Source organism: Micromonospora echinofusca (assembly GCF_900091445.1).
GTDB classification, from domain to species: domain Bacteria; phylum Actinomycetota; class Actinomycetes; order Mycobacteriales; family Micromonosporaceae; genus Micromonospora; species Micromonospora echinofusca.
This window is the reverse complement of the sequence record NZ_LT607733.1, coordinates 3,163,209-3,176,941: the sequence shown is the minus strand read 5'-3', so window position 1 is coordinate 3,176,941 and position 13,733 is coordinate 3,163,209. Positions and strand designations below refer to the sequence as shown.

The following is a 13,733-nucleotide window of genomic DNA, read 5'->3' as shown; positions in this document are numbered from 1 at the left end:
GGTGCGGCGGGGCGACGAGGAGTGAACGGACGGATCCCGCCCGTCGGCGCGTGCCGGCGGGCCGGGCACGGGGAGGTGGAATGAGCCGGCCCGGCTTCGGCCAGGGCGACCTGCCGGCGGTGTTCCCGGACTGGTCGCCCTACCAGGACCTCGAATCGGCGGCCCGGGCGTACCTGCGGGATCCCGACGTCGCGCTGGAGGCGCTCGGCGGGGTGCTGCGCGGCGCGTCGGTGCTCGGCTTCACCCTGGAACGCTTCGTCAACGAGGTCAACGGGGTGTGGCAGGAGGTCGTGGTCTGCGACGGCAGCCGGCTCGTCCTCTGGCACGGTGAGGACGTGCCGCCGGGGGAGGGGCCACCGGGGTCGATGACCTCGTCGCTGCGGGTGGTGCCGATCTCCACGGTGACCGAGGTCGGCTGCCGGCGCCGGCTGACCCGCGACGACGACGGCGGGATCCGGGTCGACAGCATCGACGTCTACCTGCTGCTCACCTCGCTCGACGAGGCCCCGCCCAGCGACGAGGCGGTGGGCGGGGCCCGGCACGACGCGCTGCGCTTCGGCAAGACCCTCGACGACGGCGGCGCGGGGCAGATCGCCCGGCTGGAGGAGTTCGCCCGCCTGGTCGCCTCGGTGGTCGGCCGCCCGATGCTCTGAGCCGTACGCCTGGGCGTCGCCCTCGGGGTCGGCCGCACGGTCCGGTCGACACCCGGTCCGGTCGTCCTCGGCGTGCCCGGTGGCGCGGGAGGACGCCGCCGTCAGTCCTCCTCGGCCTCCGGGCCGGCCACCTCGACGCCGTCGCTGCCGCGCACCACGTGGATGCACTCGCCCGGGCACTCCTTCGCCGAGTCGATGACCTCGAGGCGCAGGTGCTCCGGCACGTCGACCCGGCTGCCCGGCGCCGTCCGCAGCTCACCGTCGGAGCCCTTGACGTAGGCGAGCCCGTCGACGTCGAACTCGAAGACCTCGGGCGCGTACTGCACGCAGAGCCCGTCGCCCGTGCAGAGATCCTGGTCAACCCAGACCTGCAGCTGATCCGTCACGACCTCCGCCACGGCGCACCCCCCATGTTTTCCCGACCCACGCACCGACGGTACCCGAACGCCCGGACCGGCCCCCGGGGCCACCCTTCGCGATCAAGGTTCGGTGACGAGGGCGTTGCGTGGGACCGAATCGGCCTCATAGCGGCTAGTGTTAGGGCAGAACGTTCAAGCCCCCCGGGGAGGTGGGACGTGGCACGCAGCGACGACGCGGACTCGCGCGCCGCACGGTGGGAGAAGGAGGCCCACGATCTCTCCACGCAGGTCGCGTTCCTTCAAGAGGAACTCGCTCTGGTGCGGCGCAAGTTGACCGAAAGCCCCCGACACGTCCGGCAGCTCGAAGAGCGGCTGGCGGCCACCCAGGCACAGTTGGCGCGGCTGACCGAGAACAACGACCGGCTCGTGAGCACCCTCAAGGAGGCTCGCGCGCAGATCGTGACGCTCAAGGAGGAGATCGACCGCCTCGCGCAACCGCCGAGTGGTTATGGCGTCTTCCTCGCGCGGCACGATGACGGCACGGTGGATGTCTTCACCGGCGGGCGCAAGCTCCGCGTCGCCGTCTCACCCTCGCTGGACGTCGCCGAGCTGCGGCGCGGCCAGGAGGTCCTGCTCAACGACGCACTCAACATCGTCGACGCGTTCGGTTTCGAGCGGGTCGGCGAGGTGGCGATGCTCAAGGAGATCCTCGCGGGTCCCGACGGCGCTCCGGGCGACCGGGCCCTGGTGGTCTCGCACTCCGACGAGGAGCGCATCGTGCACCTCGCCGACACCCTGATCGGCTCGCCGATCAGGGCCGGCGACTCGCTCATGATCGAGCCCCGCTCGGCGTACGCGTACGAGCGGATCCCGAAGAGCGAGGTCGAGGAACTGGTCCTGGAGGAGGTGCCCGACGTCGACTACACCGACATCGGTGGCCTCCACTCGCAGATCGAGCAGATCCGCGACGCGGTGGAACTGCCCTTCCTGCACGCCGACCTGTTCCGCGAGCACCAGCTCCGCCCGCCGAAGGGCATCCTGCTCTACGGTCCGCCCGGCTGCGGCAAGACGCTGATCGCCAAGGCGGTGGCCAACTCGCTGGCGAAGAAGATCGCCGAGCGGGAGGGCAAGGAGAAGCACACCAGCTTCTTCCTCAACATCAAGGGCCCGGAGCTGCTCAACAAGTACGTCGGCGAGACCGAGCGGCACATCCGGCTGATCTTCCAGCGGGCCCGCGAGAAGGCCGGCGAGGGCACCCCGGTGATCGTGTTCTTCGACGAGATGGACTCGATCTTCCGGACCCGCGGCTCCGGCGTCTCCTCCGACGTGGAGAACACCATCGTCCCGCAGCTGCTCAGCGAGATCGACGGTGTCGAGGGGCTCGAGAACGTCATCGTCATCGGCGCCTCCAACCGGGAAGACATGATCGACCCGGCGATCCTGCGCCCCGGCCGACTCGACGTGAAGATCAAGATCGAGCGACCGGACGCCGAGGCGGCCAAGGACATCTTCTCCAAGTACATCCTCTCCGGGCTGCCGCTGCACCCGGACGACCTGGCCGAGCACGGCGGCGACCCCCAGGCCACCGTCGCGGCGATGATCGACGCGGTCGTGCTGCGGATGTACTCGGAGACCGAGGAGAACCGCTTCCTCGAGGTCACCTACGCCAACGGCGACAAGGAAGTCCTCTACTTCAAGGACTTCAACTCCGGCGCGATGATCCAGAACATCGTCGACCGGGGCAAGAAGATGGCCATCAAGGAGTTCCTCACCTCCGGACGCAAGGGCCTACGCCTCCAGCACCTCCTCGACGCCTGCGTCGACGAGTTCCGCGAGAACGAGGACCTGCCCAACACCACCAACCCCGACGACTGGGCCCGCATCTCCGGCAAGAAGGGCGAGCGGATCGTCTACATCCGCACGCTCGTCTCCGGCGGCAAGGGCACCGAGGCCGGGCGGTCCATCGAAACCGCCAGCAACACCGGCCAGTACCTCTGACGGACACCCGCACGGGGCCCGTGACGCGACGCGTCACGGGCCCCGTGCCGTCCGTGCCCGCCTCCGTGCCCCGTCGCCCCGGTCCGCCGCGCCCCCTTCCGCCGCGCGGCCGACTACGCTCGACGTGACGGGGGACCGGGTCGGGCGAGCGAAGCGGGTAGGTCGATGAGCGTAAGACGGATCATGGGCACCGAGGTCGAGTACGGCATCTCCGTTCCCGGCCAGGCCGGGGCCAACCCCATGGTCACCTCCTCGCAGGTGGTCAACGCCTACGGGGCGCGCCCGGAACTCAACCGGGGCGGCCGCGCCCGCTGGGACTACGAGGAGGAGTCGCCGCTGCGGGACGCGCGCGGCTTCACCTACTCGGGCGCCGCCTACGACCCGGCCGAGGCACTCGCCGACGAGGACCTCGGGCTGGCCAACGTGATACTCACCAACGGGGCGCGGCTCTACGTCGACCACGCCCACCCGGAATACTCCACGCCGGAGGTGACCAACCCGCTGGACGTGGTGCGCTGGGACAAGGCGGGGGAGCGGGTGATGGCCGAGGCGGCCCGCCGCGCCGCCACCATCCCCGGCACCCAGCCGATCCACCTCTACAAGAACAACACCGACAACAAGGGTGCCAGCTACGGCTCGCACGAGAACTACCTGATGCGCCGGCAGACGCCGTTCGCCGACATCGTCGCGTACCTGACGCCGTTCTTCGTGACCCGGCAGATCGTCTGCGGCGCCGGGCGGGTCGGCATCGGCCAGGACGGCGGGCAGACGGGCTTCCAGATCTCCCAGCGTGCGGACTTCTTCGAGGTCGAGGTCGGCCTGGAGACCACCCTCAAGCGGCCGATCATCAACACCCGCGACGAGCCGCACGCCGACGCCGACAAGTACCGCCGGCTGCACGTCATCATCGGCGACGCGAACCTGTCGGAGATCTCCACGTACCTCAAGGTCGGCACCACGGCGCTGATCCTCACCATGATCGAGGAGAAGGCGCTCGGCCCCGACCTCGGCATCGCCGACCCGGTCAGCGAGCTGCGCGCCGTCAGCCACGACCCGTCCCTGACGCACCGGATGCGGCTGCGCGACGGGCGGCGGCTCACCGCCCTGGACGTGCAGTGGGCCTACTACGAGCGGGTCCGGTCCTTCGTGGACGACCGCTACGGCACCGACGCCGACGAGCAGACCCTCGACGTGCTCGCCCGCTGGGAGCGCGTCCTGGACAGGCTGGGCCGCGACGTCATGCTCTGCGCCGACGAGCTGGACTGGGTGGCCAAGCTGCGGCTGCTGGAGGGCTACCGGGAGCGCGAGCAGCTCGGCTGGGGTTCGCACAAGCTCCAGCTGGTCGACCTCCAGTACTCCGACGTCCGCCCGGAGAAGGGCCTCTACCACCGGCTGGTCTCCCGGGGCGCGATGAAGACGCTGCTCGACGACGAGCAGACGCGTACGGCGATGACCGAGCCGCCGGAGGACACCCGGGCCTACTTCCGCGGCCGTTGCCTGGCCCAGTACGCCTCGGAGGTCGTCGCGGCCAGCTGGGACTCGGTCATCTTCGACGTCGGCCGGGAGTCGCTCGTGCGGGTGCCGATGATGGAGCCGGAGCGCGGCACCCGCAAGCACGTGGGCGCGCTCTTCGACCGCTGCCCCAGCGCGAAGGACCTGTTGGAGACCCTCACCGGCGGCTGAGGCGTCGTCGCCGATTGCCCGCCGTGTGCCGAAGCCGGCGCGCGGCGGGCTTTTCGTCGCCTGCGCGAGGTAAGTTGATCGCAGGGCGATCGTGGAGGAGGCAGCAATGGCCACTCGTGACAGCGGCGGGCAGTCGCAGTCGGGCAAGTCGCGTCAGGGCGAGGAGATCGAGGACGTCACCACCGAGGCGAACCCGGAGGTGGCGGAGCGGCACGCCGAAATCACCGAGGACGTCGACGACCTGCTCGACGAGATCGACTCCGTGCTGGAGGAGAACGCCGAGGAATTCGTGCGCGGTTACGTGCAGAAAGGGGGGCAATAGCACTTATGTTCGATTCGCCTCTGGCGTCGGACAAGGTGTGCTCCCAGCGCAGCCGCTTGCTGCCCGTCGCCGAGTTCCATCGCAACCGGCGGCGGGCTGACGGGCTTGCGTACCACTGCGGATCCTGCGCGGCGGCCCGCTCCACGGCGAGCCGCCGTCGACGGTTGAGCGGCTCTGTCGCGGTACGCGCAAGTACCACCTGCGGCGGCCCACGGCATCGGGGAGAGGGAGTTCCGGCAGCTCCTGGGCGAGCAGGGCGGGGTCTGCGCGATCTGTGGCACGCCGGACCCCCAACATCTGGACCACGATCATCGCACCGGGTGGGTGCGCGGGATATTGTGCTTCAACTGCAACGGTGGTCTCGGCCAGTTCCGTGACGATCAGTCGCGGCTGGCGGAGGCGATCACATATCTGAGAGGAACCACGTGGCAGCGGGTTTTGATCCATCCGGGCGTCTACCAGATGTGTTCACCAACGCGGGGACGTCCTCCTTCACCTCGTTCCTGAGCAAGGTGGCCCCCGAGATGCTGCCCGGCCGCCGGCCCCTGCCGCCGGGTATGGCCGCCGACATGGCGCCGCACGCGACGACCATCGTGGCGATCTCGGCGGCCGGCGGCGTCGTGATGGCCGGCGACCGACGGGCCACCATGGGCAACCTGATCGCCCAGCGCGACATCGAGAAGGTGCACCCGGCCGACGCGTACTCCCTGGTCGGCATCGCCGGCACGGCGGGGATCGGCATCGAGCTGATGCGACTGTTCCAGGTGGAGCTGGAGCACTACGAGAAGATCGAGGGCGCGATGCTCTCGCTCGACGGCAAGGCCAACCGCCTCGCCTCGATGATCCGCGGCAACCTGGGCGCCGCGATGCAGGGTCTCGCGGTGATCCCGCTCTTCGCCGGGTTCGACCTGGCCGCGAAGGACCCGGCGCGCGCCGGGCGCATCTTCAGCTTCGACGTCACCGGCGGCCCCTACGAGGAGACCGGCTACGACGCGATCGGCTCCGGCTCGCTGTTTGCCCGGTCGGCGCTGAAGAAGCGCTTCCAGCCGGGGCTCTCCATCGACGAGGCGGTCCGGCTCGCGGTGGAGGCGCTCTACGACGCGGCCGACGACGACACCGCGACCGGCGGCCCGGACCTGATCCGACGGATCTACCCGGTGGTCATGACGGCGACGGCGGAGGGCACCCACCGGCTCACCGACGAGGAGATGTCGGCGATCGCCGAGAGCGTGGTCTCCGGCCGGATGGAGAACCCGGGCGGTTGATCCGCTCCCGCCCGCAGCAGTCAGCAGCCGTCAGCACAGCTCCCTAAGGAGAACCGCCGCCGTGGCCATGCAGTTCTACGCCTCGCCCGAGCAGATCATGCGCGACCGCTCCGAGCTGGCCCGCAAGGGCATCGCCCGGGGCCGCAGCGCGGTGGTCCTGAGCTACGAGGGTGGGGTGCTCTTCGTCGCCGAGAACCTCTCCAGCGCCCTGCACAAGGTCAGTGAGATCTACGACCGGATCGGCTTCGCCGCCGTCGGCCGCTACAACGAGTTCGAGAACCTGCGCCGTGCCGGGGTGCGGATGGCCGACCTGAACGGCCTGAGCTACGACCGGCGTGACGTCACCGGCCGGGCCCTGGCGAACGCGTTCGCGCAGACCCTGGGTGCCATCTTCACCGAGCAGTCGAAGCCGTTCGAGGTGGAGATCTGCGTGGCCGAGGTCGGCACCACCGCCGAGGACGACGAGCTCTACCGGCTCACCTACGACGGCTCCGTCAACGACGAGCCGGGCCGGATGGCCATGGGTGGGCAGGCCGAGGCGATCACCGGCGTGCTCAAGTCGCACCACCGTCCGGACATGTCGCTGGGCGAGGCGGTCAAGGTCGCGATGCAGGCGCTGAGCAGCGTCGGGGGAGAGGGCGGCGCCGCCCGCACCATCGCCGCCAACCAACTGGAGGTGGCCGTCCTGGACCGGCGCCGGGTGGGGCGGACGTTCCGCCGCATCACCGGGGCCGCGCTGACCGCGCTGCTCGACGGCGACAAGGCCGAGGAGCCGGTGTCGGCCCGTCCGGAGACGCCGACCTCGCCGAGTCAGGAGGCGAGGAAGCCCACCACGTCGGCCGGCTCGGCGGACCTGGAGGGCCAGGAGGCCCCCGAGGCGTAGCGGAGGCACGTGCCGGGCGGGCGGACGGTCGGGGCGTCGACACCCCCGGAACGACCGCTCGCCCGGATCCGCGCCCGCCGCCCGACCCGTGCTCCGCCTCGCCCGCGTTCCGCCCCCGGGCCGACAAGGAGCCGGCGGTAGGGGCCTCGCATGCTCCGCCGTCCGCGCCGCCCCGGTGCGGATCTGCGCCCGGCCGGGTCGGCGACTGCCAGCGCCGGGTGTCCAAGGGGGTCTGCGCAGGCCGCAGTACGGGGCCTCCGCCGCCTGGGCGCCCTGTGCCCGGCCGCCCAGGGACTTTCGGCGGTCAGCGTCCACCTGGGACGCCTGGGCGTACGGGAATCGGGAGCGAGCCCGGGTGATCGGCCGCGCGGCGGGCTGCCCGGGACGGCCGGCGGGCGCCCGGTGTGAGACGTGCGCGGTGTGCGCTGCCCATCTGGGGCCTCGGGCGGCTAATGTCTCATCATGGAGCGGCGAATCTTCGGCCTCGAGACCGAGTACGGCGTCACCTGCACCTACCGTGGGCAGCGGCGGCTGTCCCCCGACGAAGTCGCCCGGTACCTCTTCCGCCGCGTGGTGTCCTGGGGCCGGTCCAGCAACGTCTTCCTGCGCAACGGCGCCCGGCTCTACCTGGACGTCGGCTCGCACCCGGAGTACGCCACCCCCGAGTGCGACTCGGTGGTGGACCTGGTCGCGCACGACCGGGCCGGCGAACGGATCCTGGAGGGTCTGCTCGTCGACGCGGAGAAGCGGCTGCACGACGAGGGCATCGCGGGCGAGATCTACCTGTTCAAGAACAACACCGACTCGGCCGGCAACTCGTACGGCTGCCACGAGAACTACCTGGTGTCGCGGCACGGGGAGTTCGGCCGGCTGGCCGACGTCCTGATCCCGTTCCTGGTCACCCGGCAGCTGATCTGCGGGGCGGGCAAGGTGTTGCAGACGCCGCGCGGGGCGGTCTACTGCCTGTCGCAGCGGGCCGAGCACATCTGGGAGGGCGTCTCGTCGGCGACGACCCGCAGCCGGCCGATCATCAACACCCGCGACGAGCCGCACGCCGACGCGGAGCGCTACCGCCGGCTGCACGTGATCGTCGGCGACTCCAACATGAACGAGGTCACCACGCTGCTCAAGGTCGGCACCGCCGACATCGTGCTGCGGATGATCGAGTCGGGGGTGGTGATGCGTGACCTGACGCTGGAGAACCCGATCCGGGCGATCCGCGAGGTCTCGCACGACATCACGGGGCGGCGCAAGGTGCGGCTCTCCTCCGGCAAGGAGGTCAGCGCGCTGGAGATCCAGCAGGAATACCTGGCCAAGGCGACCGAGTTCGTGGAGCGGCGCGGCGGCGACCAGACCGCCAAGCGGGTGGTGGAGCTGTGGGGCCGGGTGCTGCGCGCGGTGGAGACCGGCGACCTGGAGCCGGTGTCGCGCGAGATCGACTGGGTGACGAAGCTGCGGCTCATCGAGCGCTACCAGCGCAAGCACGACCTGCCGCTGTCGCACCCGCGGGTGGCCCAGCTGGACCTCGCCTACCACGACCTGCGTCGCGGCCGGGGCCTCTACGGGCTGCTGGAGCGGCGCGGGGAGGTGGACCGGGTGGCGACTGACCCGGAGATCTTCGAGGCCAAGGAGACGCCGCCGCAGACGACGCGGGCCCGCCTGCGCGGGGAGTTCATCCGGCACGCCCAGGAGAAGCGGCGCGACTTCACCGTCGACTGGGTGCACCTGAAGCTCAACGACCAGGCGCAGCGCACCGTGCTCTGCAAGGACCCGTTCCGGGCGTACGACGAGCGGGTGGAGCGGCTGATCGCCAGCATGTGACGCCGATGCCGGCCCGGGTGGTGCTGAGCGCCGTCCGGGCCGGGGCCGGTAGGCTGACCGCGCGATGACGACTTCCGAACCTCCCGAGAGCGGCCGCCAGCGGCAGAACTGGGCCGAGCGCCGCCGCGAGAAGATCCGCGCCGAGATCGAGCGCAACCGGCGCGGCGAGTACACGGTGCCCACCTGGGTGCTGGCGCTCGCGCTGGTGCTGATCGTGGGCGCCTGGCTGGCCCTGATCTTCCTGGTCTGAGCCGCTGCCGGCGCGGCGACGCCGACACCCGGCGGTAGCCGACCGGGCGCGGCTGCGGCCCGTGGTCGTACCGGCGCGGCGACGCCGCAATCTCGAAGTTGTGCGCCCCCGATGGAACTGGAACCGTGGTGCCGTTCGGCGTTTCCGGTGACCGGCCGCGCACGCCGCGTGGTCGCGGCAGGGAGGGTGGCGGCATGGCACACATCGACCTTGGTCTCGACGAGCGGGCACATCCGGGCATCAACGGTCCGATGCGGTTCCGCCCCGAGACGGCCAAGCCGCTCAACGAGCTCGCGGAGACGCTGCTGCGCGCCCCGCACCCGACGCTGACGCCCGGCGAGCGGGAGCTGATCGCGGCGTACGTGTCGGGGCTCAACGAGTGCCGGTTCTGCTGCGCGTCGCACTCGGCGTTCGCGGCGGCGCAGCTCCCCTCGGGCATGCGGCTGGTCGACCAGGTGCGCGCCGATCCGGCGACCGCCGAGGTCAGCGACAAGCTGCGGGCGCTGCTGGAGATCGCCGGCGCGGTGCAGCGCAGCGGCCGTGACGTGACGGCGGAGCTGGTCAAGGCCGCCCGGGTCGCCGGCGCGACGGATCTGGAGATCCACGACACGGTCCTGATCGCGGCGGCGTTCTGCATGTTCAACCGGTACGTCGACGGGCTGGGCACGCTGGCCCCGGAGGACCCGGGGGTCTACGAGCGGACCGCCGAGCACATCGTGCGCTACGGCTACGGCACGAGCTGACCGCAGCGCCGTCGGGCCCGCCCCGGCGCGCCGTCGAGGCCGGTCCGTCGGGCGGGTCGGGCGATCCGTCCGCCGTCGAGCCGCCCGCCCCCGCGCGCGTGGAGCAGCGTCGCGGGGCGGGGCGTCGGGCAGCTCAGGTCAGCAGGCGCGCGGCGTGCCGGCCGGCCGCGGCGGCGGCCAGGAAGTAGGCGTGGTCGGCGTCGAGGCCCCGGCCCATGGTGGACAGCGCGACGGGCGCGGCCCGCAGCGCGGCGTCGAGCCCGTCGGTCGGCACCCGGACGAGGGTGTGCCGCGCCGCCAGCGGCGCCAGCGCCGCGTCCACCTCGCCGGCCAGCGCCGGGGCCAGGCCGTCGGGCACCACCAGCTCGGCGGGGGCGAGGGCCACCCGGCCGTACGCGGTGAGGCTGTGGTGCGACACGCCCCGGTGCCGGGGCCGGGGGTCGGCGTCGGAGATCCGCAGCGAGCCGACCGGGCGCCCGCCCAGCGTGGCGACGGCGTTGACGGCCTCGCCGACGGCCACCCCCGAGAAGCCCCACCGGGTGCCGGTGCCCAGGTTGCCCGGCCCCTGGGCGACGATCGCGACGTCGGCGCCCAGGACGTGCCGGGCGGCCAGCAACCCGCTGTGCACGGTGCCCGCCTCCAGGTCCCCGCCGAAGGACTGGCCGACGGTGACCGTGCCGACGAGGTGCTCGCGCAGCCCGGCGAGGGTGCGGGAGAACCAGGCCGGCAGGGCGCCGCCGTCCGTCAGCAGGTACGCCACCCGGGCGGCGGGGGCGTCGGCGTGGATGCCGGCCAGGATCGCCGGCAGCGCGGAGTGCAGGTCGGCGGTGACGACGGGCAGGCCGGCCAGGTCGTCGGCGGCGGCCATGACCTCCCGGTGCGGCGAGGCCTCCTCGTCGACGCCGAGCAGGATCGGCTGCAACGGGGTGTAGCGGGCCTTGACCAGGTGGCCGGCGTCGCGACTGTCGAGGGCCTGCGGCGGGTCCGGCGGCAGCCGGTCGGGCAGCGCGACCACCAGGGCGTACCCGCCGGTGCCGAGGCCCATCAGCAGCGCGCCGGCGTTGAGCAGGACCCGGTCGCCGGGCTCGGGCCGGCCGACGAGCGCGGGATAGGCCAGGGCCCGTACGGTGGCGCCGTCGGGCAGGTCGACGTCCAGTTCCACCGCCCCGGTCCACTGCCGCCGCAGCGCCGTCACCGTTCCCGACCGCCATCGCACCATGCCCGGCACGCTAGCGTCGCCGCCCGTGGCGGGCGCGCCCGGGGCGGGTCAGCCGCCGGAGCCGTCCGACTCCCGCTCGTCGCCGGCCCGCCGCCCGGCGCCCGCCGCCCGGCGTACGGCGGGGCCGGCCGGTCGCGACGCGCCCCACGTCCTGCCCGCGTGGGTGCACGGGCGCGGCGCGTGGGCTGCTAGCGTCTACCGCGTGTCGCGGACCCGCACCGAACGCCTGGTCAACCTGGTTATCTGCCTGCTGTCCACGCGACGGTTCCTGACCGCCGCGCAGATCGCCGCGACCGTGCCCGGCTACGAGCACGATCCGGACGACGCGCGTGACCACGAGGCATTCCAGCGTAAGTTCGAGCGGGACAAGGCCGAGCTGCGTGAGCTGGGCGTGCCGCTGGAGACCGGGACGGCCAGCGTCTTCGACGCGGAGCCCGGCTACCGGATCGCCCACCGGGAGTACGCGCTGCCCGACATCCCCCTCGAACCGGACGAGGCCGCCGCCGTCGGCATCGCCGCCCGGCTGTGGCAGCACGCCGGCCTGGCCGCCGCCGCCTCCTCGGGGCTGGCGAAGCTGCGTGCCGCCGGCGTCGACGTGGATCCGCAGGCCACGCTGGGCCTGGAGCCGATGGTGACGGTGGACCCGGCGTTCGCGCCGCTCACCGCGGCCGCCCGGGACCGGCGCGAGGTCAGCTTCGACTACCGGGTCCCCGACCGCGACGACCCGACCCGTCGCCGCCTCCAGCCGTGGGGCGTGGTCTGCTGGCGGGGCCGCTGGTACGTGGTCGGGCACGACCTCGACCGCGCGGCGACGCGCTGCTTCCGGCTGTCCCGGGTGGTCGGCACGGTCCGGGCGACCGGCGCCCCGGGGGGCTACGAGCCGCCGGCCGGGGTCGACCTGATCAGCCACGTGGCCCGCTGGTCGGGGCCGACGGAACGCACCGGACGGGCCACCGTGCTGGTCGCCGCCGGGCGCGCCGCCGGGCTGCGCCGCTGGGCGGTCGGCGTCACCGCCGGGCCCGACGGCGACCGGCTGGTGCTGCCGTACGCCGACGTGGACGTCCTCGCCGGGCAGCTCGTCGGCTACGGTCCGGACGTGCGGGTGCTCGATCCCCCCGAGGTGCGTGACGCGGTGATCCAGCGACTCAAGGAAATCGCCGCGCGGCACGAGGACCTCGCGGTCGCCGGGGGTGTCCGGTGACCCGCCCGGCCGCCCGGGGCGGCTCCCGCGCGTCGGCCGACCGGCTGGCCCGGCTGCTGAACCTGGTGCCCTACCTGCTGGCCCGGCCCGGCATCGAGCTAGCCGAGGCGGCGGGGGACCTGGGCGTCACCGAGCGGCAGCTGCGCGAGGACCTGGAGCTGCTGTGGGTGTGCGGGTTGCCCGGCTACGGCCCGGGTGACCTGATCGACATGGCCTTCGACGGCGACCGGGTGACGATCACCTACGACGCCGGCATCGACCGGCCGCTGCGGCTCACCCCCGACGAGGCCCTCGCGTTGGTGGTGGCGCTGCGGATGCTTGCCGAGACGCCCGGGGTGACCAACCGGGAGGCCGTCGAGCGGGCCCTGGCGAAGATCGAGCACGCGGCCGGTGACCTGGTGGCGGCGCCGGTCGAGGTCCGGCTGCCCGCCGACACCCGACGGGTGGAGGAGCTGCGGTCGGCCGTCGAGAGCGGCCGGGCGCTGCGCATCACCTACTACACGGCCGCGCGGGACGAGACCACCGAGCGGGTCGTCGACCCGCTGCGCATGCTCATGGTCGGCGGGCGGGCGTACGTGGAGGCGTGGTGCCGCCGGGCGGAGGCGGTGCGGCTGTTCCGGGCCGACCGCATCGACGCGGTCACCGAGCTGGACGAGCGGGCCGTCGTGCCGCCGCAGGCCCGCCCGCACGACCTCACCGAAGGCGTGTTCCGCCCGTCGCCCGACCTGCCGCTGATCACGCTGCGCATCGGTCGGGGCGAGCGGTGGCTGACCGAGTACTACCCGTGCGAGCGGGTCGAGGCCGGTGACGGCGACCACTGGCTGGTCTCGCTGCGGGTCACCGACCTGGGCTGGGCCCGCCGCTTCGTGCTGGGTCTGGGTCCGGACGTGGCGGTGGTCGCGCCGGTCGAGCTGGCCGAGCAGGTCCGGGCCGCGGCGGTCGCGGCCCTCGACGCGTACGCCTCGCCGCGCGGGCCGGCGGGCGTCGCGGCCACGGCGCGGGCGGTGTCGCCGGCCGACCCGGCGGTGACCGTGGGCACCCAGTAGGCTGGCCGCCGTGGTGAAGTGGATCGTGCTCGCGGTGGTGCTGTTCGCGCTCGTCGTGTTCGTCCTGGCCCTGCGGCCGGTGCTGACGCGGCTGCCCCGACTGCGTCGCGCGGCCGTGGCCCTGCAACGCCGGGCGGGCGAGGCGGAGGCGCTGCGGGCGACCGCCGAGACCCTCCAGGCGCGGGCGGAGGCCCTCCAGGAGCAGCTCGACACCGCCCAGCGGCGGATGGCCGTGATCAAGGCGAAACGCGGCGGCTGATCGTTCTGTGCCCGGTTCCTGCGCGAAGCGG

15 protein-coding genes are annotated in these 13,733 nt (G+C 72.8%); 13 read left to right on the top strand and 2 right to left on the bottom strand.

All coding sequences use genetic code 11. The annotated features are described in order from the left end of the window. The first annotated feature begins 80 nt into the window (after nucleotides 1-80). A complete protein-coding gene (locus tag GA0070610_RS13960) occupies nucleotides 81-653 on the top strand; it encodes a hypothetical protein (RefSeq protein ID WP_089000443.1) in 573 nt (190 codons plus the stop codon). A gap of 101 nt (nucleotides 654-754) precedes the next feature. Here the strand turns inward: GA0070610_RS13960 and GA0070610_RS13955 are convergent, their stop codons facing one another. Continuing rightward, the gene (locus tag GA0070610_RS13955) at nucleotides 755-1,051 is read right to left on the bottom strand and encodes a ferredoxin (protein WP_089000442.1); all 297 of its coding nucleotides are present in this window, start codon (nucleotides 1,049-1,051) and stop codon (nucleotides 755-757) included. 177 nt (nucleotides 1,052-1,228) lie between these two features. Here GA0070610_RS13955 and arc point away from each other — a divergent pair, with 177 nt between their 5' ends. From arc to GA0070610_RS13910, 9 genes are all read left to right on the top strand, one after another. Next, complete coding sequence (arc, locus tag GA0070610_RS13950) at nucleotides 1,229-3,010, top strand: proteasome ATPase (RefSeq protein WP_089000441.1); 1,782 nt, start codon at nucleotides 1,229-1,231, stop codon at nucleotides 3,008-3,010. A gap of 165 nt (nucleotides 3,011-3,175) precedes the next feature. Further along, a complete protein-coding gene (gene dop, locus GA0070610_RS13945) occupies nucleotides 3,176-4,693 on the top strand; it encodes a depupylase/deamidase Dop (RefSeq protein ID WP_089000440.1) in 1,518 nt (505 codons plus the stop codon). 106 nt (nucleotides 4,694-4,799) lie between these two features. Next, nucleotides 4,800-5,015, top strand: coding sequence for a ubiquitin-like protein Pup (locus GA0070610_RS13940; RefSeq protein WP_067366797.1), 216 nt, complete (start codon nucleotides 4,800-4,802; stop codon nucleotides 5,013-5,015). A gap of 174 nt (nucleotides 5,016-5,189) precedes the next feature. Next, nucleotides 5,190-5,522 (top strand): endonuclease VII domain-containing protein, encoded by a 333-nt coding sequence (locus GA0070610_RS31400; RefSeq protein ID WP_331716521.1) that lies wholly within the window; start codon nucleotides 5,190-5,192, stop codon nucleotides 5,520-5,522. Then, complete coding sequence (prcB, locus tag GA0070610_RS13930) at nucleotides 5,441-6,280, top strand: proteasome subunit beta (protein ID WP_172896527.1); 840 nt, start codon at nucleotides 5,441-5,443, stop codon at nucleotides 6,278-6,280. The genes GA0070610_RS31400 and prcB overlap by 82 nt, the downstream gene beginning before the upstream one ends. Nucleotides 6,281-6,341: 61 nt before the next feature. Continuing rightward, nucleotides 6,342-7,163 (top strand): proteasome subunit alpha, encoded by an 822-nt coding sequence (gene prcA, locus GA0070610_RS13925; protein WP_089000438.1) that lies wholly within the window; start codon nucleotides 6,342-6,344, stop codon nucleotides 7,161-7,163. 462 nt (nucleotides 7,164-7,625) lie between these two features. After that, entirely contained in the window at nucleotides 7,626-8,984 is a 1,359-nt protein-coding gene (pafA, locus tag GA0070610_RS13920; protein WP_089000437.1) for a Pup--protein ligase, read from the top strand. Nucleotides 8,985-9,048: 64 nt separating this feature from the next. Further along, complete coding sequence (locus tag GA0070610_RS13915) at nucleotides 9,049-9,234, top strand: hypothetical protein (protein WP_089000436.1); 186 nt, start codon at nucleotides 9,049-9,051, stop codon at nucleotides 9,232-9,234. Between the two features lie 194 nt (nucleotides 9,235-9,428). After that, the gene (locus GA0070610_RS13910) at nucleotides 9,429-9,977 is read left to right on the top strand and encodes a carboxymuconolactone decarboxylase family protein (protein WP_089000435.1); all 549 of its coding nucleotides are present in this window, start codon (nucleotides 9,429-9,431) and stop codon (nucleotides 9,975-9,977) included. Nucleotides 9,978-10,110: 133 nt separating this feature from the next. Here GA0070610_RS13910 and GA0070610_RS13905 read toward each other — a convergent pair whose 3' ends face one another. Then, nucleotides 10,111-11,196 (bottom strand): DUF3866 family protein, encoded by a 1,086-nt coding sequence (locus tag GA0070610_RS13905; RefSeq protein ID WP_089000434.1) that lies wholly within the window; start codon nucleotides 11,194-11,196, stop codon nucleotides 10,111-10,113. 202 nt (nucleotides 11,197-11,398) lie between these two features. Between GA0070610_RS13905 and GA0070610_RS13900 the strand changes: the two genes are divergently transcribed. Genes GA0070610_RS13900 through GA0070610_RS13890 form a run of 3 tightly spaced genes read left to right on the top strand, consistent with a single transcriptional unit; the run spans nucleotide 11,399 to nucleotide 13,702 of the window. Next, the gene (locus GA0070610_RS13900; RefSeq protein ID WP_089000433.1) at nucleotides 11,399-12,397 is read left to right on the top strand and encodes a helix-turn-helix transcriptional regulator; all 999 of its coding nucleotides are present in this window, start codon (nucleotides 11,399-11,401) and stop codon (nucleotides 12,395-12,397) included. Continuing rightward, nucleotides 12,394-13,443, top strand: a complete 1,050-nt coding sequence (locus GA0070610_RS13895; RefSeq protein ID WP_089000432.1) for a helix-turn-helix transcriptional regulator — start codon at nucleotides 12,394-12,396, stop codon at nucleotides 13,441-13,443. The genes GA0070610_RS13900 and GA0070610_RS13895 overlap by 4 nt, the downstream gene beginning before the upstream one ends. Nucleotides 13,444-13,453: 10 nt before the next feature. Beyond that, complete coding sequence (locus tag GA0070610_RS13890; RefSeq protein ID WP_089000431.1) at nucleotides 13,454-13,702, top strand: hypothetical protein; 249 nt, start codon at nucleotides 13,454-13,456, stop codon at nucleotides 13,700-13,702. The last annotated feature ends 31 nt before the right edge of the window (nucleotides 13,703-13,733 follow it).